This is a genomic window from Oerskovia flava, from assembly GCF_026163685.1.
GTDB lineage: Bacteria > Actinomycetota > Actinomycetes > Actinomycetales > Cellulomonadaceae > Oerskovia_A > Oerskovia_A flava.
On record NZ_JAOXSR010000010.1, the window covers coordinates 37,596 to 58,107 of the forward strand.

A 20,512-nucleotide genomic window follows, 5' to 3' on the forward strand; every position below is an offset into this window, starting at 1 on the left:
CCGTCGGCGGACGCAGGACGAGTGCGGGCTGTCCCGCTGATCCCGGCATCGGCCGCCAGGGCATCACGGCGCACGGCGACATCGCCCGCATCGACGTGCCGCGCTAGGGCGGACCCAGGACCCGGCCGTCGGGGTCGCCGGGCCGTCGCGGGCGCAGCATGGCGGGGGCCGGCCACGGCAGCGCGAACCGCTCGACGGGGACGTCGATCGCGCCGAAGTCGTCCGTCTGGACCACGACGCCGTCCGGTGTGACCTCGACGAGGCGCACCCGCAGCGGCTCGCCGCCGTCCTGCTCGAGCATCCACACGTCGGCGAGCCACGCCAGCCCGGTGTCCTCGAGCGCCTCCTCGGCGGTCGTCCAGTCGACCGGGCCCGTCATGTCGTGGCCAAGGATCGAGACCGCGACCCAGTCGTCGGCCTCGGGCCTGATCCACCCGATGGGTTCGCGGTCGTCGTGTCGGCGGTGCGGGATCCAGTCGGCGGGCAGCATCGTGCCAGCCTAGGGACGGCGAAACCTCGATGTCCCGCTCTTTGCCGAGGTAGAACCACTGTCGCCGAGGTAGAACGCCCGAACGTTCTACCTCGCGGACCGGGGTTCTACATCGTGGGTCAGGCCTCGGGTACCGGTTCGCTGCCCTGACCCTCGAGGAGGCCCTCGGCGAACCCTTCCTGGTAGCCGTCGGCGTAGCCCGACTCGGCGCCGTCGTCGTAGCCGCGCTCGTACGCCTCGGTGCTGCCCTCGCGGAACATGTCGTCGTCGGCCGCGCGCACGATCACGCGGGCGCCCGGGCCGTCGTCCGCGGTCACGAATCGGCCGAGCCCGCGCACGACGGCGACCGGCCGCCCGGCGGTCTTGCCCCGCACCAGCTCGCTGGCCGCGGCGATCTCGTCGGCGACCGCCGTCACCGTCACCGACAGCTCACGACCGTGAGAGTCGGTACCCCCGCGCAGGTCCTCCAGCGGCACGACGCCGGCGCACCCGATCGCGAGATCGGTCAGACCCTCGCGCCACGCGCGTCCGGCGGTGTCGCTCACGACGACGCCCACCCGCACGCCGAACCGCTCCTGGAGCGCCGCACGCAGGGCGCGGGCCGAGGCGTCGGGGTCGACCGGCAGGAGCAGCACGGTCCCGTCCGGCGTGTTGGAGGCGTCGACCCCGGCCGCGGCCATGACGAGACCGAGCCGGTTCTCGACGATCCGCAACGTCCCGCCGGGGTGCGTGCGCGAGGCCACGACCCGCACCGTCTCGGCCGTGATCGCGTCCTCGCGGTCGCTCGCCGCGACGACGCGGCCCTCCGCCTTCGACACGACCTTGCTCGTCACGACGACCACGTCGCCGTCGGCCAGCGCACCGCCCGGTCGGGGCGCCGCCTCGAGGGCGTCCGCGATCATCCCGGCGAGGTCGTCGCCCGGCGCGACCTCCCCGATGCCCGACGGCGCCCACACCGCGAAGGAGGCGTCCTCGCCCGGGTGCCCGGCGGCGTCGGGCACGTCGGGGTCGGGCACGTCGGCGTCGGGCACGTCGCCCGCGGCAGGTCCACTCATCGGGTCAGCTTCGGCAGCACGTCGCGGCTGAAGACGTCGATCCACTCGCGCTGGTTGCGCCCGACGTTGTGCAGGTAGATGCGGTCGAAGCCGAGGTCGACGAACTTCTGGATATAGGCGCGGTGCTCGTCCGGGTCGGACGAGATGACCATCCGGCCCTCGAAGTCCTCCGGACGCACGAGCTTGGCCATCTGCTCGAAGTCGTGCGGCGAGCGGATGTCGGCCTTGGGGAACTTCATCCCGCCGTTGGGCCACTCGGTCATGGCGTTCGTCAGCGCCTCGGCGTCGGTGGCCGCCCACGACATGTGCAGCTGAAGGACCTTCGGCATGTGCTCGGGGTCGCGCCCGGACTCGCGCACGCCGTCGTCGAACTTGCCGAACAGCATCGAGATCTTCTCGAGCGGCGCGCCGACCGTGATGAGCCCGTCGGCGTGGCGGCCCGCCCGCTTGGCGGTGACCGGGCCCGCGGTCGCGACGAGGATCTCCGGCGGCACGTCCGGCATGGTCCACAGGCGCGTCGACTCGAGCTTGTAGAACTGCCCGGAGTGCTTGACGTCCTTGCCGGCGAGGGAGGCGGTGAAGAGCTTCTTGATGATCTCGATCGCCTCGAACATCCGGTTGATGCGCTCGGGGGCCTCGGGCCAGTACCCCGCGACGACGTGCTCGTTGAGCGCCTCGCCCGAGCCGAGCCCGAGCCAGTGCCGGCCGGGGTACATCGCCGCGAGCGTCGCGGACGCCTGCGCGACCATCGCCGGGTGCCAGCGGAACGTCGGCGCCGTGACACCGGGGCCGAGGTCGCCGGTCGTGCGCTCGCCGAGCGCGGACAGCACGTTCCAGACGAACGCCGAGTGACCCTGCTGCGGGACCCACGGTTGGAAGTGGTCGGCGGCCATCACCCCGCTGAAGCCACGGCTCTCGGCGTACTCGCTGAGGGCGATCACCTCCGTGGGGTGGAACTGCTCCAGCATGGCGGCGTACCCGATGGTGAGCGCAGAAGACATGGCCAGAGCCTATCCCCGCCGACGGCGGTGGACACGTCCGTGACGCGACGACGGATCTGGGAAGATAGGTGACCATGAGTGCCTTCTCGTCAGCCGACCCCACGCCCAGCTCCCCGGACACCGTCGGGAGCGCCCCCGACGTCGTGCGCGCCGTGGTCTCGGGCGTACCGGACCGGGTGAGCCTCGACGGTCTCGAGGCCACGTACGACGCCCGCTGGAGCGAGCAGGGCACGTACGCCTTCGACCGCACGAAGACCCGCGCCGAGGTGTACTCCATCGACACCCCGCCGCCCACGGTCTCGGGCTCGCTGCACGTGGGTCACGTCTTCTCCTACACGCACACCGACGTCGTCGCGCGCTTCCAGCGCATGCGCGGTCGTGAGGTGTTCTACCCCATGGGCTGGGACGACAACGGCCTGCCGACCGAACGGCGCGTGCAGAACTTCTACGGCGTGCGCTGCGACCCGAGCCTGCCGTACGTCGAAGGCTTCGAGCCTCCGCAGCAGGGCAGCGAGGACGGGTCGGGCAAGGCCCCCAAGCTCTCCGACCAGGTCCCGGTCTCGCGGCGCAACTTCATCGAGCTGTGCGAGCGGCTGACCGGCGAGGACGAGAAGCAGTTCGAGGCGCTGTGGCGCCGGCTCGGGCTGTCGGTCGACTGGTCGCACCACTACCAGACGATCGACGCCAACGCCCGCACGGTGGCGCAGCGCGCGTTCCTGCGCAACCTCGCCCGCGACGAGGCCTACCAGGCCGAGGCCCCGGGCCTGTGGGACGTCACCTTCCAGACCGCGGTCGCGCAGGCCGAGCTTGAGGCCCGCGAGTACCCCGGCCACTTCCACAAGGTCGCGTTCCACCCGAGCGACGGCGGTGCGCCGGTGCACATCGAGACGACACGTCCCGAGCTCCTGCCCGCGTGCGTCGCGCTCGTGGCGCACCCGGACGACGAGCGGTACCAGCACCTGTTCGGCACGACGGTCACCTCGCCGCTGTTCGACGTCGAGGTGCCCGTCCTCGCGCACCCCGCCGCCGAGCCCACCAAGGGCGCCGGCATCGCGATGTGCTGCACCTTCGGCGACCTCACCGACGTGCAGTGGTGGCGCGAGCTGCAGCTGCCGACGCGCTCGATCATCCAGCGCGACGGCCGCATCTCGCGCGAGACCCCCGAGTGGCTCACGAGCGAGCGCTCGCGCGCCCTGTTCGCCGAGATCGAGGGCAAGACGACGTTCTCCGCCCGCACCGCCGTCGTGGACGCCCTGCGCGCGTCGGGCGACCTCGCGGGCGAGCCCGTCGCGACCCAGCGCATGGCGAACTTCTTCGAGAAGGGCGACAAGCCCCTCGAGATCGTCACGTCGCGCCAGTGGTACATCCGCAACGGCGGGCGCGACGCCGCGCTGCGCGACGAGCTGCTCGGCCGCGGCAGGGAGCTCGGCTTCCACCCCGACTTCATGCGCGTGCGCTACGAGAACTGGGTCGGTGGGCTCAACGGCGACTGGCTCGTCTCCCGCCAGCGGTTCTTCGGCGTCGCGATCCCCCTGTGGTACCGGGTCGGCGCGGACGGCACCGTCGAGCACGACGACCCGATCGTGCCGGACGAGGCGTCGCTGCCCGTCGACCCGTCGTCCGACGTGCCGCCCGGGTACAGCGCCGACCAGCGCGGGGTGCCGGGCGGGTTCGTCGGCGAGGCCGACGTCATGGACACGTGGGCGACGTCGTCGCTCACCCCGCAGATCGCGGGCGGCTGGGAGCGCGACCCGGACCTCTTCGAGCGGGTCTTCCCCATGGACCTGCGCCCGCAGGGCCAGGACATCATCCGCACGTGGCTGTTCTCGACCGTGGTGCGCTCGCACCTCGAGTTCGGCTCGCTGCCGTGGGCCAACGCCGCGATCTCCGGCTGGATCCTCGACCCGGACCGCAAGAAGATGTCGAAGTCCAAGGGCAACGTCGTCACCCCGATGGGCCTGCTCGAGGAGCACGGCTCGGACGCGGTGCGCTACTGGGCGGCGTCCGCCCGCCTGGGCACCGACGCCGCCTTCGAGGTCGGCCAGATGAAGATCGGCCGACGCCTCGCGATCAAGGTGCTCAACGCCTCGAAGTTCGCGCTGTCGTTCGGCGTCGACCCGGAGTCCGGCACCGGTGAGATCACCCTCGACCCCGCCCTCGTCACGGCCGAGCTCGACCGGGCGATGCTCGCCGGGCTCGCCGACGTCGTCGACCGGGCCACGGAGGCCTTCGACGCCTACGACCACACGCGGGCCCTCGAGATCAGCGAGACGTTCTTCTGGACGTTCTGCGACGACTACCTCGAGCTCGTGAAGGACCGCGCGTACGGGGCGGGCGCGGGCGCCGCCGACGTGAACGCCGCAACCCGGTCCGCGCGCACCGCCCTCGCGATCGCTCTCGACGTCTTGCTGCGGCTGTTCGCCCCGGTGCTGCCGTTCGCGACCGAGGAGGTCTGGGGCTGGTGGCGGACCGGCTCGGTGCACCGCGCGCCGTGGCCGACGTCCGACGTCGCGCGCGCGGCGTCCGCCGGGGCCGACCCCGCCGTGCTCACCGCCGCGGGCCACGCGCTGGCCGCGCTGCGCAAGGTGAAGTCCGAGGCAAAGGTGTCGATGCGCACGCCGATCCTCGCCGCCGAGCTGGCGGTCCCCGCCGCCGCACGGGCCGGTGTGGAGTCGGCGCTGGTGGACCTGCGCGGCGCAGGCCGGGTCACCGGCACGCTCGACCTCGTCGAGACCACCGAGGGTCAGGGCGACGCGGCCGTGCAGGGCGGGCTCGTCGTCGTCCGCTCCGAGCTCGGCGAGCCCGAGGCGCGCCGCAAGGGCTGAGAACGACCGTCGCCCAAGCGGCGGACGCACCGAGGGCGGGCACCATCTGGTACCCGCCCTCGGTGGTTCGACCGACCGTCAGACGATCTCCCGCATCCGCTGCGGGTCGCCGGACATGCTCGCGGCCTGCTCGCTCGGGGTGCCGTCGTCCCACCAGCGCAGGACCGCGCCGACACCGTCGATGAGCTCGACCGCACCCGCCGGGGCGAAGGTCAGACCGGCGTCCTGGCCCAGCGCGGCCCGGACCAGCCCGACCGTGGCCGGGAGCTCCTCCATCGCGTCGGTGACGCCCAGGTCGGCCAGCTCGGACCTCGTGACCGCGATGTGCAGCGGGTCGGGCCCGATCCAGACGGTGCGACCGTCGAGCTCGGTGTCCGGCCCGTACTCGTCCGAGAGGATGAGCTCGCGCACCTGTCCGCGGCGCAGGACGGCGACCACGTCGCCGAGCTCTGTCGTGCCACCCTCGTCACGTCCTTGCTCCTGACGAAAGTCGGCGAGCACCTTCTCGGTCCGCTGGACGCGGAACCGCTCGACCGCCTCCGCGATCCTCGCCTCGAGGGCCTCCTCGTTGACGCCGGGACCGCGCGCTCCGCCGGGGACGTCCACGACCAGCTCGAGCACCCGCTTCGAGAGCGCGCCCCGCAGCAGGGACACGGCCCGCACGTCACCCGTCAGCAAGATGAGCTCGGGCCGGTGCTCGGTGACCTGACGCTCCAGCTCGGTCGCCACCGTCTCCGCGTTGCGCTCCCAGGAGTCCTCCACGCGAGACTCGATCGTCGCGCGCTTCGTGCTGGTGCTGCTCGCCTTGCTGATGACGTCGTGGCTGCCCTCCACCGACTCCGACTCCTGGTAGGGGACGTGGCCTCCGGCCACCGACCACGTGAGGTCGGCGCCCTGGCGGTCCACGACCACCCGGACGTAGTCGACCGACTCGTCAGCGGCGCGCGCCGCCTGCAGCAGCGCCGGGACGGAGCCCCAGACCCCCTTCGTGAGGTTCGGCGGGTCCTTGAGCACCCTGTCGACGAGGATCCCGCCGTCGTCGGCGATCAGGACACGTCCGTGGGCGCCGGGGGCGCGGGTCGGGACCGACACCGCCTCCTCGAGCTCGTCCAGGACCTCGGCAGGAGCACCGTCGTGCTGCAGGGAACGACGCACACCCCGCCAGCGCTGGACGACCTCCCGGTTCTCTGCCTCGCTCGGTCTCGTCGCATCGATGTACACCGTGGCGAAGGGGCCGGGTCGGCCGAGAAGGGGCTTGAGCCAGTCGATCTTCATGCGAACACCTCATGTCCGTCGACGTGGGGCGCCGGGCGCCCCGGGGACCTCTCCAGGGTGCTGCAGATCGAGACCGCGCGCCACACGGCACGGCACCACGACCGAGGTCGGCAGGTCAGGAGTACGTGTCGAGGACCGGCGGCTGCTCGCCGTGCGCCTGCGCGATCATCCGGTGGTGACGGATGACCTCCTTGACGATGAACTCGCGGAACTCCTCGGCGAACGCGGGGTCGAGCCCCGCCGACTCGGCGATCCCCGTCAGCCGCGCGATCTGCTGCCGGTCGCGGTCCGGGTCGGCGGCGGGCAGTCCGCCGGTCGCCTTCAGCTCGCCCACCCTGCGCGTGAACTTGAACCGCTCGGCGAGCAGGTGCATCAGCGCCGCGTCGATGTTGTCGATGCTGTCGCGCAGCGTGAGGATCTCGGGCGGCAGCTCGTGCGGCGACGTCATGACCCGATCCTAGGCCGCGAACCGGGTAGGGCGTCAGCGGGCGCCACCGGGCGTCACCGAGAAAGGTGAGACCGCGAGTACGGGGTACAGTCGTCCACCGTCCTACTACTCACCGGAGAGTCGAGCATGACCGAGAACGCGTCGCCCAGCCTCGTCGAGGTCTCGGCCGCCGACAGCATCAGCACCCTGCTCACGGACCGCGTCGCCCGCACGGGGGACGCGACGCTGATCGAACGTCGCGAGCGGCCAGGAGCCCCGTGGACCCCGGTGTCGGCGCGGGACTTCGAGGACGAGGTGGTCGACGTCGCGCGCGGCCTGATCGCGCGCGGCATCGCTGCGGGCGACCGGGTCGCCATCATGTCGCGGACCCGCTACGAGTGGACGCTGCTCGACTTCGCGATCTGGGCTGCGGGCGCCGTCCCCGTGCCCGTGTACGAGACGTCCTCGCCGGAGCAGGTGCACTGGATCCTCTCGGACTCCGCCGTCCGGCTCGCGATCGTCGAGACCGCCGAGCACGCCGCGACCGTCCGCGAGGTCCGCGACCGCCTGCCGGAGCTGGGCGAGGTCCTCGTGATCGACGAGGGCGACGTGGACGCCCTGCGGAGGGACCCGACGGTCGGGGCCGAGACCGTTGCACGTCGCCGGGCCGCGACGAGGGCCGACGACCTCGCGACGATCATCTACACCTCGGGCTCGACCGGCCGCCCCAAGGGGGTCGAGCTGACGCACCGCAACTTCGTCCACCTCGCGCGCAACGGGTCCGCCGGGCTCGCCGAGATCATCAACGCCCCGGCCGCCCGCACCCTGCTGTTCCTCCCGCTGGCCCACGTGTTCGCCCGCTACATCCAGGTCGTGTGCGTCACGGCCGACGCCGTGCTCGCGCACAGCGCGGACGTCAAGGACCTCGTCGCGGACCTCGGGTCGTTCCGGCCGACGTTCCTGCTCGCGGTGCCGCGCGTGTTCGAGAAGGTCTACAACTCCGCAGAGCAGCGGGCGGGCACGGGCGCGAAGAGGCGTGTCTTCCACTGGGCCGCCCGCGTCGCCATCGCCAGCTCCCGCGCCCAGGAGGACGGGCGCCGACCCTCGATCGCCCTGCGCGCCCAGCACGCCGTCGCGGACCGCCTCGTCTACTCGACGCTGCGCGAGGCCATGGGCGGGCGGCTCGCCTACTCCATCTCGGGCGGCGCGCCCCTCGGCGAACGGCTCGGGCACTTCTTCCGCGGCGTGGGCCTGCGCATCCTCGAGGGCTACGGGCTCACCGAGACCACCGCACCGACGTCGGTCAACCGGCCCGGCCTGACGAAGATCGGGACCGTCGGCCCCCCGTTCCCGGGCACCCGGCTGCGCCTCGACACCGACGGCGAGCTGCTCGTCGCGGGCGACCACGTCTTCCGCGGGTACCACGGCCAGCCCGAGCTGACCGCGGAGGTCCTGGTCGACGGCTGGTTCCGCACGGGGGACCTCGCTACCCTGGACGACGACGGCTACCTGCGCATCACCGGGCGAAAGAAGGAGATCATCGTGACCGCCGGCGGCAAGAACGTCGCCCCGGCCGTGCTCGAGGACCGGCTGCGCGCCCATCCCGTGGTGAGCCAGGTCGTCGTGGTCGGTGACCAGCGCCCGTTCATCGGCGCGCTCGTCACCCTCGACGCGGAGATGCTCCCCGGCTGGCTCTCGACGCACGGGCTCCCCGCGATGGACGTGCGGGCGGCAGCCGTGCACCCGGCCGTGCTCCAGGCGCTCGACGGCGCGGTCGAGCGCGCCAACGGCGCGGTGTCGCGGGCGGAGTCGATCCGCAAGATCTCCGTGCTGGACACGGACTTCACCGAGTCGAACGGGTACCTGACGCCGTCGCTCAAGGTCAAGCGCGCGCTCGTGCTGCGCGACTTCGCCGGTGCCGTCGACGACCTCTACGGCGCCCCGGTCACGTCCGACGCCTGACGGGTCAGGCGCTCTTCTCCCGCGGCGTGCGCTTGATCGCGCTGCGGGGGACGAGGGTCGGGTTGACGTTGTCGAGGACGACGTCGCGCGTGATGACGACCCGCTCGACGTCGTCACGGCTCGGGATGTCGAACATCACCTGCTGGAGGACCTCCTCCATGATGGCGCGCAGGCCGCGGGCGCCCGTGCCGCGCAGCAGCGCCTGCTCGGCGATCGCCCCGATCGCGTCGTCGGCGAACTCGAGCTCGACGCCGTCGATCTGGAACATCCGCTGATACTGCTTGACGAGCGCGTTGCGGGGTTCCGTGAGGATGCGGACCAGCGCGTCCCGGTCGAGCTGCGCGACCGACGCGATGACGGGCAGACGGCCGATGAACTCGGGGATCAGGCCGTACTTCTGCAGGTCCTCCGGCCGGACCTCGGCGAAGAGGTCCTCGTTGACCGTCGACTCCATCGGCGCACCGAAGCCCACACCTCGCTTGCGGGCGCGTGCCGCGACGATCTCGTCGAGCCCGGCGAACGCGCCGGCCACGATGAACAGGACGTTCGTCGTGTCGATCTGGATGAACTCCTGGTGCGGGTGCTTGCGGCCGCCCTGGGGCGGCACCGAGGCGGTGGTGCCCTCGATGATCTTCAGCAGCGCCTGCTGGACACCCTCGCCCGAGACGTCCCGGGTGATCGACGGGTTCTCCGCCTTGCGGGCCACCTTGTCGACCTCGTCGATGTAGATGATGCCCGTCTCGGCCTTCTTGACGTCGAAGTCGGCCGCCTGGATGAGCTTGAGAAGGATGTTCTCGACGTCCTCGCCGACGTAGCCCGCCTCCGTGAGGGCCGTCGCGTCCGCGATCGCGAACGGGACGTTCAGCATCTTCGCCAACGTCTGCGCGAGGTAGGTCTTGCCGGTGCCCGTGGGGCCGATCAGCAGGATGTTGGACTTCGCGATCTCGATCTGCTGCGGGTCGTCCGCCGACGGCCTCGCCGTCTCCCCCGCCTGGATCCGCTTGTAGTGGTTGTACACCGCGACCGCGAGCGCCCTCTTCGCGGCGTCCTGGCCGATGATGTACTGCTCGAGGAAGTCGAAGATCTCGCGTGGCTTGGGCAGTTCGACCAGGCCGAGCTCAGCTGCCTCGGACAGCTCTTCCTCGATGATCTCGTTGCACAGGTCGATGCACTCGTCGCAGATGTACACGCCGGGTCCTGCAATGAGCTTCTTGACCTGCTTCTGCGACTTCCCGCAGAACGAGCACTTCAGCAGGTCAGCACCGTCACCGATCCGAGCCACTACGCGTCTCCTTGCCTCGACCCTCTACGAGGGCCGACAGTACCCGAGGGGGCCATCCGCTGAACGTCTTCCCCCCATTGGACACCACCGGGGCGCCGTTGTCAGGTGGGCGCCCCGGTGGGTCTGAGGGAATCTCGGAGGAAGGTGCCGGTCAGGGCTTGTTCTGGGAAGCCAGCTTGCGGCTCTCCAGGACGACGTCGACCAGCCCGTAGTCCTTCGCCTGCGCGGCGGTGAGGATCTTGTCGCGCTCGATGTCCTGGCGAACCTCCTCGACCGGCTTGCCCGAGTGCAGCGCGAGGGTGTCCTCGAGCCACTCGCGCATGCGGATGAGCTCGTTCGCGTGGATCTCGATGTCCGACGCCTGGGCGTAGCCACCACCCTCCATCGCGGGCTGGTGGATGAGCACACGCGCGTTCGGCAGGGCGAGACGCTTGCCCGGCTGACCGGCGGCCAGCAGCACGGCGGCGGCCGAGGCGGCCTGCCCGAGGCAGACCGTCTGGATCTGCGGCTTGACGTACTGCATCGTGTCGTAGAGCGCCGTCATGGCCGTGAACGACCCGCCGGGCGAGTTGATGTAGAGGATGATGTCGCGGTCGGTGTCCTGGCTCTCGAGCACCAGGAGCTGGGCCATGACGTCGTCCGCGGACGCGTCGTCGACCTGGACGCCCAGGAAGATGATGCGGTCCTCGAACAGCTTGGTGTAGGGGTCCTGGCGCTTGAAGCCGTACGCCGTCCGCTCCTCGAACTGCGGCAGGACGTACCGCGACGACGGCGCGCCGTGCGGCAGCGCGATGCCGGCGCCGGGTCCACCGGCGAGCCGCTGCGCGGTGGAGATGTACTGGGACTCGATGCTCACGGGGTCTCTCCTCGGGTGATGGTCGAACGCTACGACGGGTGCGGTGGCGTCCGTCAGGAGGCCGTGGTGCCGCCGCCGCCGGTCACCGACGAGGCGTTCGTGACGACGTGGTCGATGAAGCCGTACTCGAGCGCCTCGGGGGCCGTGAACCAGCTGTCGCGGTCGTTGTCCTTGAGGATCTTCTCGTAGGGCTGGCCGGTCTGCTCCGCCGTCAGCTCGGAGAGGACCTTCTTCATGTGCATGATGAGCTGGGCGTTGATGCGCACGTCCGTCGCGGTGCCCCCGATGCCGCCCGAGGGCTGGTGCATCATGACGCGGGCGTGCGGCGTCGCGTAGCGCTTGCCCTTGGTGCCGGAGGAGAGCAGGAACTGCCCCATCGACGCCGCCATGCCCATCGCGATGGTGGCGACGTCCGGCTGGATGTACTGCATGGTGTCGTAGATCGCCATGCCCGCGGTGATCGAACCACCCGGCGAGTTGATGTAGAGCCAGATGTCCTTCTCGGGGTCCTCCGCCGCGAGCAGCATCATCTGCGCGCAGATGGCGTTCGCGTTCTCGTCGCGCACCTCGGAGCCGAGCCAGATGATCCGCTCCTTGAGGAGCCGGTTGTAGATGGAGTCGTTCAGGGCCAGACCGGCACCCTCGGCTCGTGCTGTCGGACCTGCCGTCCCTGCGGGCAAGAAGTGCTCGTTCACGTCCATCTCCTTCGTCGCTCCCTCGTACGTGCTCCCGGGACTCACCGTCCCGGGGCCCGACTCCCTGACGCCCTCGGCGCCGTCGTCGCTGCAGTGACCCTAACGTGCACGGGTGCGCGGAATCGTCCCGACCCCACGGCTTTTCGCTGACGGCGCAGGCACGCACCCCGAGCGCACCGCACGCGCCGCCCGCAGCGTCCTGCCGGGACGACGTCGGCCCCCACCTCGAAGCGAGGTGAGGGCCGACGCCGTGGTCGAGGAGATCAGGCCTTGGCCGACTCCTGCGCGTCCGCTGCCGGCTCGGCGGCATCCGCCGCGTCGACGGTCTCGTCGGCGTCGGCCGCAGCGGCCTCGTCGTCGGCGTCCGAGCCGATGAACTCGGACAGGTCCACGGCGTTGCCCGCCGAGTCCTTGACCTCGACCTGGCGCAGCGCCACGGCGATCGACTTGGAGCGCGCGACCTCACCGACCATGGCCGGGATCTGGCCGCCCTGGTCGAGGGACTGGATGAACTGGTTGGGGTCCATCCCGTACTGGCGCGACGCGTTCACCAGGTAGTCGAGGAGCTCGTTCTGCGCGACCTTGATCTCGAGCTGCTCGGCAAGGGTGTCGAGAAGGATCTGGTTCTTGATCGCGGTGGTGGCCTCGATCTCGACCTCGGCACGGTGCTCGTCGTCCTCGAGCCGGTTCTCGCTCTCGAGGTGGCGCTGGACCTCGGCCGCGACGACGCCGGCCGGGACCGGGATCTCGACGGCCTCGGAGAGGTGCTTGACGAGCTCGTCGCGCGCGGCGACGGCCTGGTCGGACGTCTTGCCCTCGGCGACCTGCGTGCGCAGGTCCTCGAGCAGCTCGGCGATCGTGTCGAACTCGGACGCGAGCTGGGCGAACTCGTCGTCGGCCTCGGGCAGGTCGCGCTGCTTGACCGACGTCGCCGTGACCGTGACCTCGGCGTCCTTGCCCTCGTGGTCACCACCGGCGAGCGGGGCGGTGAAGGTGGTCGTCTCGTCGGCCGACAGGCCTGTGAGGGCCTCGTCGAGGCCCTCGAGCATGTTGCCCGAGCCGATCTGGTAGCTGACGCCGGAGACCGAGTCGATCTCCTCCTCGCCGATGAGCGCCTTGAGGTCGATGACGACGAAGTCGCCCTCGGCGGCCGGGCGGTCGACGCCGACCAGGGTGCCGAAGCGCTCCCGCAGGGCGTCGAGACGCTCGGTGACGTCCTCCTCGGAGACCTCGGCGGCCTCGACGGTCAGCGAGATGCCGTCGAGCGCCGGGATCTCGATCTCGGGACGGACCTCAACCTCGGCCGTGAAGTGCAGGGAACCCTCTGCCTCGAGCGGGACCTCGGTCACCTCGACCTCGGGCTGCCCGAGGGGGCGGATGCCGGACTCGTTCACGGCCTGGCGGTAGAAGCCGGAGAGGCCGTCGTTGACGGCGTGCTCGAGGACGGCGCCCCGACCGACCCGCTGGTCGATGATGCGCGGGGGGACCTTCCCCTTGCGGAAGCCGGGGATGTTCACCTGCTCCGCGATGTGCTTGTAGGCGTGGTCGATGCTCGGCTTGAGCTCGTCGTACTCCACCTCGACGGTCAACTTGACCTTGGTAGGGTCCAGGGTCTCGACGGCGCTCTTCACTTCGATGATCTCCAACTGAGTCGGGGGTGGCCGGCGTGCGGCGGGACGAACTGCGCGCCCGCCGCAGGGCCAGGGAAAGCGGCTCCACAGGCGTACGGGCAACCCATCAATCGTACGCCACTCCTCAGCGGGCACCGTCGCCCGTCGGAGCGGGCCGCCCGCGCGCACCTCGCCCCGGAAGGTCCTCGACAGCCGAGAACACGAAAAATGTCGGGGTGACAGGATTTGAACCTGCGACCTTCCGCTCCCAAAGCGGACGCGCTACCAACCTGCGCCACACCCCGCGGCGCCCGACGTGCCGGGCGCGCTCCGCCGCAAGTGTACTGGCCGATCGGAGGCCGGCCGCACCGCCCGCGCCCGGCACCTCGGGCGGCAGCGGGCGGGAAGTTTGCTAGGGTGACGGCCGCAGGCGGTGCACGGCACGGCCCTGCGCGGATGTAGCTCAATGGTAGAGCCTCAGTCTTCCAAACTGATTACGCGGGTTCGATTCCCGTCATCCGCTCCACCTCCGCTCGACACCACCGGTGAGACAGCGTTGCGAGGCCGCCCGGACGGCCGATACGCTCCACCCAGCACCGGAGCACCCCTGCGCATCGCGGGTGGACCCCGGTCGCCGGACCAGGAGGAGCGAGGCATGGACGCGAGCAGCACTCGTACGTTCTGCCGTGGCGCCTGCCGCACCTCCTGTTGTCCCTGTCGCCGCCCCAGCCGCTGTCGCTGCTGCCGCTAGTCGACCCCGGCGTGCTCACGGCACGCCCCGGCGAGCGACACCCCCGCCGCGTACCGCCCGGCCACCCCCTCCTGCACGAGCTCCGCCGTCCTGCGGGCAGTGCACCCCGACGCTCCACCCAGTGCAGCGCATCCCACCTCGGCCCCGGCCGACAACACGAAGAGGAAGTCATGGCACGCATCTACGACGACGTCACGAAGCTGGTCGGCAACACCCCCCTGGTGCGCCTCAACAAGCTCACCGAGGGGTCCGGCGCCACGGTCGTCGGCAAGCTGGAGTTCTACAACCCGGCGAACTCGGTCAAGGACCGTATCGGCGTGGCGATCATCGACGCCGCCGAGGCGTCGGGTGACCTCGCTCCCGGCGGCACCATCGTCGAGGCGACCTCCGGCAACACCGGCATCGCGCTGGCCATGGTCGGGGCGGCGCGCGGCTACGACGTCGTGCTGACCATGCCGGAGACCATGTCCAAGGAGCGCCGGGCCCTCCTGCGCGCGTTCGGAGCCGAGCTCATCCTCACGCCGGGCTCCGAGGGCATGAAGGGCGCCGTGAACAAGGCCGACGAGGTCGTCGCCGAGCGCGAGGGCGCGATCCTCGCCCGCCAGTTCGCCAACGAGGCCAACCCCGCCATCCACCGCGCCACGACGGCCGAGGAGATCTGGGCGGACACCGACGGCGAGGTCGACATCGTCGTCGCCGGCATCGGCACGGGCGGGACGATCACGGGAGTCGGCCAGGTGCTCAAGGAGCGCAAGCCGGGTATCCAGATCGTCGCGGTCGAGCCCGAGGAGTCGGCGATCCTCAACGGCGGCGCCCCCGGCCCGCACAAGATCCAGGGGATCGGCGCCAACTTCGTCCCGGAGATCCTCGACACCGAGGTCTACGACGAGGTCATCGACGTCAACGCCGAGACCGCCGTCGAGTACGCCCGCCGTGCGGCGAAGGAGGAGGGCCTCCTCGTGGGGATCTCGTCCGGTGCGGCCATCTACGCGGCCCTCCAGCTCGCGCAGCGCCCGGAGAACGCGGGCAAGCTCATCGTGACGATCATCCCGTCGTTCGGGGAGCGCTACCTGTCCTCCATCCTCTACGCGGACCTCCTGGACTGACGTGACCGAGCGCGTAGCACCCCCGCTCCGGACCTCCTCACGGGTCCGGCGGTTCCTGCGCGTCCTCGCCGAGGACCTCGAGGCGGCGCGCCTGCGCGACCCGGCAGCGCGCAGCCGCCTCGAGGTGGCCCTCGCGTACCCGGGCCTGCACGCCGTGTGGGCGTACCGGCTCGCGCACCGCATGTGGCGCGAGCCGGTCCTGCGCCTGCCGGCCCGCCTGCTCTCGCAGGCGGCGCGGGCGTTCACCGGCGTGGAGATCCACCCGGGCGCCCGCATCGGCCGGCGCCTGTTCATCGACCACGGCATGGGCGTCGTCGTCGGGGAGACCGCGGTCGTCGGGGACGACGTCGTGCTGTTCCACACCTCGACCCTCGGTGGCCGGTCGATGAAGCGCGGCAAGCGGCACCCCACGCTCGGCGACCGGGTCGTCGTCGGCGCGGGCGCGAAGATCCTCGGGCCGGTGTGGATCGGCGACGACGTGCAGGTCGGCGCGAACGCCGTGGTCGTCAAGGACGTCCCGCCGGGCGCGGTCGCCGTGGGCGTCCCCGCCACGGTCCGGTTCCCGAAGGCGCCACCGACCGAGCGCACGACGCTCGAGGACCCGTCGGAGCTCATCGAGTACGTGATCTGATCCGCGGGCGCCCGGGTAGGCTGGGCCTCGGCAGTATCCGGAACTCCGCGTACCGGGTACTGCTGCGGTGCACCCGACCCGGGCGCCGCTCCCCCTCGACGACGAGGAGCACCATGCGCATCGGCATCCACACCGGCTACTGGTCCGCCGGCCCACCACCCGGTATCGCCGACGCGATCGTCGCCGCCGACCGCCTCGGCATCGACTCCGTGTGGACCGCGGAGGCGTACGGCTCGGACGCCTTCACCCCGCTCGCCTGGTGGGGGTCGCGCACGTCGAGCATCCGGCTCGGCACCGCCGTCGCGCAGATGTCGGCCCGCACTCCCACCGCGACCGCCATGGCGGCCCTCACCCTCGACCACCTCTCGGGCGGACGCGCGGTCCTGGGGCTCGGCGCCTCGGGACCCCAGGTGGTCGAGGGCTGGTACGGCCAGCCCTACCCCCGCCCGCTCGCCCGCACCCGCGAGTACGTCGACATCGTGCGCGAGGTCCTCGCCCGCGAGCGCCCCGTGACCTACGACGGCGCGTTCTACCAGCTCCCCCGCACCGGCGAGGGGACGACGGGGCTCGGCAAGGCCCTGCGCTCCACCGTGCACCCGCTGCGGGCGGACCTGCCCATCCACCTCGCCGCCGAGGGCCCGAAGAACGTGGCGCTCGCCGCCGAGATCGCCGACGGCTGGCTCCCGCTCTTCTACTCCCCCCGCATGGACGCGCAGTTCCGCGCGCTGCTCGACGAGGGCTTCGCGCGCCGCTCGGCGGAGCGCTCCCCCGTGGACCGCTTCGAGGTCTCGGCCACCGTCCCCGTCGTGGTGCACGACGACGTGGAGCAGGCCGCGGACCAGGTCCGCCCCTTCATCGCGCTCTACGTGGGCGGGATGGGCGCCAAGGGCGCGAACTTCCACCGCGACGCCCTCGACCGGCTGGGCTACGCCGACGCGTGCGACGAGATCCAGGCGCACTACCTCGCGGGCCGCAAGGCCGACGCCGCCGCGGCCGTCCCGACGGCGCTCGTCGAGGACATCGCCCTCGTCGGCCCGGCCGACAAGATCGGCCGCGACGTGCAGGCGTGGCGGGACACCGCGGTGACCACCCTGCTCGTGCAGGGGGACGCCACGGCCGTGCGCACCCTGGCCGGCGCGCTCGCCGGGTAGCGCAGGCGCCGGTGCAGGCAGCCCAGGCCGGGGTCAGGTCCTGCCGGGCGGCCCGTCCTGCTCCGGGAACCACACGGCTCGGCGCAGGTCCACCCGCAGCCCGTCCGCGCGCAACGGGCACCCCTCGGCGCGCAGCCGCGCGAGGGCGCGCTCGGCGTGCTGCGCGGGGGGCGCCCCGGCGGCGTTGACCACGCGCCACCACGGCAGGTCCCCGGTCCCGCGCGCGAGGACCTGGCCCACCTGACGCGGACCGCCGCGGTGCAGGGTCTCCGCGACGATCTCCGCCACCAGCCCGTAGGTCATCGCCCGCCCCGCGGGGATGCGCGCGACGAGGTCGTGCACGGCGGCGTCGTAGGCACGGGCCTGGTCGGGATGCGCGCTGCTCACGCCCGCAACCTACCGGCGCGCGGGGCGTATTGTCCTGGCGCCCGGGTCCGGGGCGCGCGAGGATCGACCCATGTCCCCTGCTGAGCCCACCGCCCCCGCCCGTACCGCGTCAGCCCCCGCCGGGGAGGGCGCGAGGCCCCTGCCGGCCGGCTACCGGTCCGTGCCGCTCTCCGCGGAACGGTACCGCGAGGTCCTCGACCTCGACATGTGGGCGTTCCCGTCGTCCGTCGAGGTCGACGAGGCGCACAAGTCGCCGTCGCCGCTCACGTGGTCGCGGACGTTCGGGGTCGTGGCCGACCACGAGGACGACCGCGCCGTCCCGGTCGACGGCGCGCTCCCGGTCACCACGGAGCTCGCGGCGATGCACGCCTCCTACCCGTTCTCCCGCTTCCCCGTCCCGGGCGGGACGCTGCCGGTCGCCGGTCTGACGTGGGTCGGTGTGCACCCCCAGCACCGTCGCAAGGGTCTGCTCACGGCCATGATCGACGAGCACCTCGCCCGCTGCCGGGAGCTCGGCGAGCCGGTCTCCGCGCTCTTCGCGGCCGAGGCCGCGATCTACGGCCGCTTCGGCTACGGCCAGGCGGCGAACGACCTGCGCCTGACGATCCCGCGCGGCGCGGCGTTGCGTGACGTGCCCGGCGCCGACGCGCACACCGTCCGGATCGAGAAGGCGGACCGGGAACGCCACGGCGAGCTCGTCGCCGCCCTGCACGTCGCCGCCGGAACCGGGGCCCACGTGGCCACGGCCGACGGGTGCCCGGTCAACCGCCCCGGCTGGGCCACGCGCGAGACGCCCGAGCTCCAGGCGGCCTTCTGGTCGGATCCCGTCGCGTTCCGGGGCGGGCGCGAGTCCCGGCGGATCGTCGTCGTGGAGCGCGACGGGGAGCCCCGCGGGTACGCGACGTTCCGGCGCAAGACCACCTGGGAGCAGACCGGGCCGCGCGGCACCGTGAGCACGGGCGAGGTCGTGGCGCTGGACGCCGCGGCGGCCCGTGCGCTGTGGGGGGTGCTGACGGACCTCGACCTGACGAGCGAGGTCGAGCCCTTCGTCCTGCCCGTGGACGACGTCGTCACGCACCTCCTCGTGGACCCGCGGGCCGCGGCCCCGCGCGTCGCCGACAACGTGTGGGTGCGGGTGGTGGACGTGCCGGCCGCGCTCGCGGGGCGTCGCTACGCCGCGGACGTGGACGTCGTCCTGCACGTGACGGACGCGCGCGTCGCGCAGAACGCGGGTCACTGGCGGGTGCGCGCCGAGGGGTTCGGACCGGCGCGGAGCGAGCGGACCGACGACGCCGCGGACCTCAGCCTGGACGTGCGCGAGCTCGGCTCGGCGTACCTGGGCGGGGTGTCGCTCACGTCGCTGGCGGCCGCGGGTCTCGTCACGGAGCACCGCCCCGGCGCGCTCGCGCACGCGGCGGCGGCGTTCTCCTGGCCCGTCGCGCCGGTCTGCAGCTGGGTCTTCTGACGACGCGCCCGGTCGGGCTCAGACCTGGCAGACGCCGCACCAGTAGAGCGACCGGCCGCCGAGCTCCTTGACGAGCACGGGCGTGCCGCAGACCCGGCAGGGTCGCCCGTCGCGGTGGTAGACGTAGAACGCGTCGTCGGCGTCCACGGCGCCGGGCCGGTCGTCGGTGTTCTGCCGCACCCGGCGCCGTGGGTCCGCGGGCGCCGAGGCGCCCGGCGTCCCGGACGCACCGCGGTCCTGCGGCCGGGTGGTGACGATCGCACCGGTCGCCGCGCCGTCGCGCATGAGGACGACCAGGTCGTCCCAGACCTTCCGCAGCACCTCTGCCGGGACGTCCCGGCCGGGCCGCAGCGGGTCGAGCCCGGCACGGAAGAGCACCTCGGCGCGGTAGATGTTGCCGACGCCCGCGAGGACCTCCTGCTGCATCAGCAGCTGACCGACCGTCGTGCGCGAGCGCCGGACCCGTGCGGCGACCTCCGCGCCGGGGTCGCCGGTGTGGTCGTCGCGGATCGGGTCAGGTCCGAGCCGCGCCACGACGGCGTCCTTCTCCGCCGCCGTGACGACCTCGCACGCCGTCGGGCCGGTGAGGTCCGCGACCGCGTGCTCCGCGAGCAGCCGCACGCGGACCGCGCCGCGCGGGGCGGGGGCCGTCCAGGACCCGTCGGCGTGCACGGCGCCCGCCGGGCCGGCGGGGGCCGTCTCCCGCTCCCCCACGCGCCGGCGCGGCGCCCCGATCGCGTGCACGACGGCGGTGCTGCCGTCACCGTCGAAGGTCCAGGCCCCGTAGAGCCCCAGGTGGACCCGGAGCCAGAGCACGTCCGACGGGCGGGTGCCGTCCGCGAGACCGAGGAAGAGCTGCTTGCCGTACGCCTGGCTGTCGACGAGCACGCGGCCGTCGATCAGCGCGGCGCCCGCCGCGAAACGTCCCTGCGGGCTCGTCACCTGCAGCGTCCGCGACCCGAACAGGTCGCCGAACGTGCGGGCGAGGCGGTGGACGGTGTGACCCTCCGGCATGCTGGAGCGTCGGGTCAGGCGCGGGCCGCGCGGGCCGCCTCGTAGTCCGCGAGCTGGTCGATCCGCCGCTGGTGGCGGGCGTCGCCGCTGAACGGCTCGGCGAGGAACGCGTCGACGAACGCGACCGCCTCGTCGACCGGGTGCTGCCGCGCGCCGATCGAGATGACGTTGGCGTCGTTGTGCTGGCGTCCGAGGGTCGCGGTCGCGAGGTTCCACACGAGCGCTGCACGCACCCCGTCGACCTTGTTCGCGGCGATGGCCTCGCCGTTGCCCGAGCCGCCGATCACGACACCGAGGGACCCCGGGTCGGCGACGACGCCCTCGCCCGCGGCGAGGCAGAACGCCGGGTAGTCGTCCTGGGCGTCGTACTCGTGCGCACCGTGGTCCACGACGTCGTGGCCCGCCGCCCTCAGGTGCTCGACGAGGTGGACCTTGAGCTCGTACCCGGCGTGGTCGGCAGCAATGTGAACGCGCATGGACCACATCATGCCGCACGCCGGTCGGGCGGTGCCCACCCGTCCGCCTGGCC

The 20,512-nt window shown here is 72.3% G+C and carries 18 protein-coding genes and 2 tRNA genes; 7 read left to right on the forward strand and 13 right to left on the reverse strand.

The annotated features are described in order from the left end of the window. Positions 1-103 precede the first annotated feature (103 nt). The 3 genes from OHL10_RS15245 to OHL10_RS15255 all read right to left on the reverse strand — a co-directional run bounded on the left by OHL10_RS15245 (position 104) and on the right by OHL10_RS15255 (position 2,546). A complete protein-coding gene (locus OHL10_RS15245; RefSeq protein WP_265523086.1) occupies positions 104-490 on the reverse strand; it encodes a hypothetical protein in 387 nt (128 codons plus the stop codon). Between the two features lie 119 nt (positions 491-609). After that, positions 610-1,545, reverse strand: coding sequence for a coenzyme F420-0:L-glutamate ligase (locus OHL10_RS15250; RefSeq protein ID WP_265523087.1), 936 nt, complete (start codon positions 1,543-1,545; stop codon positions 610-612). Beyond that, positions 1,542-2,546, reverse strand: coding sequence for a TIGR03557 family F420-dependent LLM class oxidoreductase (locus OHL10_RS15255; protein ID WP_265523088.1), 1,005 nt, complete (start codon positions 2,544-2,546; stop codon positions 1,542-1,544). The genes OHL10_RS15250 and OHL10_RS15255 overlap by 4 nt, the downstream gene beginning before the upstream one ends. Positions 2,547-2,620: 74 nt before the next feature. Here OHL10_RS15255 and valS point away from each other — a divergent pair, with 74 nt between their 5' ends. Continuing rightward, on the forward strand, positions 2,621-5,371 hold the full coding sequence (gene valS / locus OHL10_RS15260) for a valine--tRNA ligase (RefSeq protein WP_265523089.1): 2,751 nt from the start codon (positions 2,621-2,623) through the stop codon (positions 5,369-5,371). A gap of 78 nt (positions 5,372-5,449) precedes the next feature. On the opposite strand, the gene OHL10_RS15265 is transcribed toward valS, so the two are convergent. Both OHL10_RS15265 and OHL10_RS15270 read right to left on the reverse strand, forming a co-directional pair. Further along, positions 5,450-6,646, reverse strand: coding sequence for a baeRF2 domain-containing protein (locus OHL10_RS15265; RefSeq protein ID WP_265523090.1), 1,197 nt, complete (start codon positions 6,644-6,646; stop codon positions 5,450-5,452). Positions 6,647-6,761: 115 nt separating this feature from the next. Then, the gene (locus OHL10_RS15270) at positions 6,762-7,094 is read right to left on the reverse strand and encodes a chorismate mutase (protein ID WP_265523091.1); all 333 of its coding nucleotides are present in this window, start codon (positions 7,092-7,094) and stop codon (positions 6,762-6,764) included. Positions 7,095-7,220: 126 nt separating this feature from the next. Between OHL10_RS15270 and OHL10_RS15275 the strand changes: the two genes are divergently transcribed. After that, positions 7,221-9,035, forward strand: a complete 1,815-nt coding sequence (locus OHL10_RS15275; protein WP_265523092.1) for an AMP-dependent synthetase/ligase — start codon at positions 7,221-7,223, stop codon at positions 9,033-9,035. Positions 9,036-9,039: 4 nt separating this feature from the next. On the opposite strand, the gene clpX is transcribed toward OHL10_RS15275, so the two are convergent. From clpX to OHL10_RS15300, 5 genes are all read right to left on the reverse strand, one after another. Then, positions 9,040-10,317, reverse strand: a complete 1,278-nt coding sequence (gene clpX / locus OHL10_RS15280; protein WP_265523093.1) for an ATP-dependent Clp protease ATP-binding subunit ClpX — start codon at positions 10,315-10,317, stop codon at positions 9,040-9,042. A gap of 151 nt (positions 10,318-10,468) precedes the next feature. Further along, positions 10,469-11,173 carry an ATP-dependent Clp protease proteolytic subunit gene (locus OHL10_RS15285; RefSeq protein ID WP_322645574.1) on the reverse strand — a complete coding sequence of 235 codons (705 nt, stop codon included), beginning with the start codon at positions 11,171-11,173 and terminating at the stop codon, positions 10,469-10,471. A 53-nt stretch (positions 11,174-11,226) separates the two neighbouring features. Further along, entirely contained in the window at positions 11,227-11,874 is a 648-nt protein-coding gene (locus OHL10_RS15290; protein ID WP_265523094.1) for an ATP-dependent Clp protease proteolytic subunit, read from the reverse strand. 257 nt (positions 11,875-12,131) lie between these two features. Next, positions 12,132-13,499: a trigger factor gene (gene tig / locus OHL10_RS15295; RefSeq protein WP_265523095.1), complete on the reverse strand. Its 1,368-nt coding sequence runs from the start codon at positions 13,497-13,499 to the stop codon at positions 12,132-12,134. 210 nt (positions 13,500-13,709) lie between these two features. Further along, positions 13,710-13,783: transfer RNA gene (locus tag OHL10_RS15300), tRNA-Pro, on the reverse strand. A gap of 147 nt (positions 13,784-13,930) precedes the next feature. On the opposite strand from OHL10_RS15300, the gene OHL10_RS15305 reads away from it, so the two are divergent. The 4 genes from OHL10_RS15305 (at position 13,931) to OHL10_RS15320 (ending at position 17,117) form a co-directional block, all read left to right on the forward strand. Continuing rightward, positions 13,931-14,004: transfer RNA gene (locus OHL10_RS15305), tRNA-Gly, on the forward strand. Positions 14,005-14,399: 395 nt separating this feature from the next. After that, positions 14,400-15,335 (forward strand): cysteine synthase A, encoded by a 936-nt coding sequence (gene cysK, locus OHL10_RS15310; protein WP_265523096.1) that lies wholly within the window; start codon positions 14,400-14,402, stop codon positions 15,333-15,335. A gap of 55 nt (positions 15,336-15,390) precedes the next feature. Then, complete coding sequence (gene epsC, locus OHL10_RS15315) at positions 15,391-15,966, forward strand: serine O-acetyltransferase EpsC (RefSeq protein WP_265523218.1); 576 nt, start codon at positions 15,391-15,393, stop codon at positions 15,964-15,966. A gap of 113 nt (positions 15,967-16,079) precedes the next feature. Beyond that, positions 16,080-17,117, forward strand: a complete 1,038-nt coding sequence (locus OHL10_RS15320) for an LLM class F420-dependent oxidoreductase (RefSeq protein WP_265523097.1) — start codon at positions 16,080-16,082, stop codon at positions 17,115-17,117. A gap of 33 nt (positions 17,118-17,150) precedes the next feature. Here the strand turns inward: OHL10_RS15320 and OHL10_RS15325 are convergent, their stop codons facing one another. Beyond that, positions 17,151-17,504 carry an MGMT family protein gene (locus tag OHL10_RS15325; RefSeq protein WP_265523098.1) on the reverse strand — a complete coding sequence of 118 codons (354 nt, stop codon included), beginning with the start codon at positions 17,502-17,504 and terminating at the stop codon, positions 17,151-17,153. A gap of 70 nt (positions 17,505-17,574) precedes the next feature. Between OHL10_RS15325 and OHL10_RS15330 the strand changes: the two genes are divergently transcribed. Next, positions 17,575-18,969: a GNAT family N-acetyltransferase gene (locus OHL10_RS15330; protein WP_265523099.1), complete on the forward strand. Its 1,395-nt coding sequence runs from the start codon at positions 17,575-17,577 to the stop codon at positions 18,967-18,969. A gap of 18 nt (positions 18,970-18,987) precedes the next feature. Here the strand turns inward: OHL10_RS15330 and OHL10_RS15335 are convergent, their stop codons facing one another. Together OHL10_RS15335 and OHL10_RS15340 are read right to left on the reverse strand one after the other, a co-directional pair. Continuing rightward, a complete protein-coding gene (locus OHL10_RS15335; protein WP_265523100.1) occupies positions 18,988-19,983 on the reverse strand; it encodes an Fpg/Nei family DNA glycosylase in 996 nt (331 codons plus the stop codon). Between the two features lie 14 nt (positions 19,984-19,997). After that, positions 19,998-20,459, reverse strand: a complete 462-nt coding sequence (locus tag OHL10_RS15340) for a ribose-5-phosphate isomerase (protein WP_265523101.1) — start codon at positions 20,457-20,459, stop codon at positions 19,998-20,000. Positions 20,460-20,512 lie beyond the last annotated feature (53 nt).

What these genes read in the sequence shown, in the direction of transcription:
- cysK (WP_265523096.1), top strand. Translation starts at nt 14,400, where the DNA reads ATGGCACGCATCTACGACGACGTCACGAAGCTGGTCGGCAACACCCCC.
- OHL10_RS15320 (WP_265523097.1), top strand. Translation starts at nt 16,080, where the DNA reads ATGCGCATCGGCATCCACACCGGCTACTGGTCCGCCGGCCCACCACCC.
- OHL10_RS15335 (WP_265523100.1), bottom strand. Translation starts at nt 19,983, where the DNA reads ATGCCGGAGGGTCACACCGTCCACCGCCTCGCCCGCACGTTCGGCGAC.
- OHL10_RS15270 (WP_265523091.1), bottom strand. Translation starts at nt 7,094, where the DNA reads ATGACGTCGCCGCACGAGCTGCCGCCCGAGATCCTCACGCTGCGCGAC.
- OHL10_RS15250 (WP_265523087.1), bottom strand. Translation starts at nt 1,545, where the DNA reads ATGAGTGGACCTGCCGCGGGCGACGTGCCCGACGCCGACGTGCCCGAC.
- OHL10_RS15290 (WP_265523094.1), bottom strand. Translation starts at nt 11,874, where the DNA reads ATGGACGTGAACGAGCACTTCTTGCCCGCAGGGACGGCAGGTCCGACA.
- OHL10_RS15340 (WP_265523101.1), bottom strand. Translation starts at nt 20,459, where the DNA reads ATGCGCGTTCACATTGCTGCCGACCACGCCGGGTACGAGCTCAAGGTC.
- OHL10_RS15255 (WP_265523088.1), bottom strand. Translation starts at nt 2,546, where the DNA reads ATGTCTTCTGCGCTCACCATCGGGTACGCCGCCATGCTGGAGCAGTTC.
- valS (WP_265523089.1), top strand. Translation starts at nt 2,621, where the DNA reads ATGAGTGCCTTCTCGTCAGCCGACCCCACGCCCAGCTCCCCGGACACC.
- OHL10_RS15265 (WP_265523090.1), bottom strand. Translation starts at nt 6,646, where the DNA reads ATGAAGATCGACTGGCTCAAGCCCCTTCTCGGCCGACCCGGCCCCTTC.
- OHL10_RS15275 (WP_265523092.1), top strand. Translation starts at nt 7,221, where the DNA reads ATGACCGAGAACGCGTCGCCCAGCCTCGTCGAGGTCTCGGCCGCCGAC.
- OHL10_RS15245 (WP_265523086.1), bottom strand. Translation starts at nt 490, where the DNA reads ATGCTGCCCGCCGACTGGATCCCGCACCGCCGACACGACGACCGCGAA.
- OHL10_RS15330 (WP_265523099.1), top strand. Translation starts at nt 17,575, where the DNA reads ATGTCCCCTGCTGAGCCCACCGCCCCCGCCCGTACCGCGTCAGCCCCC.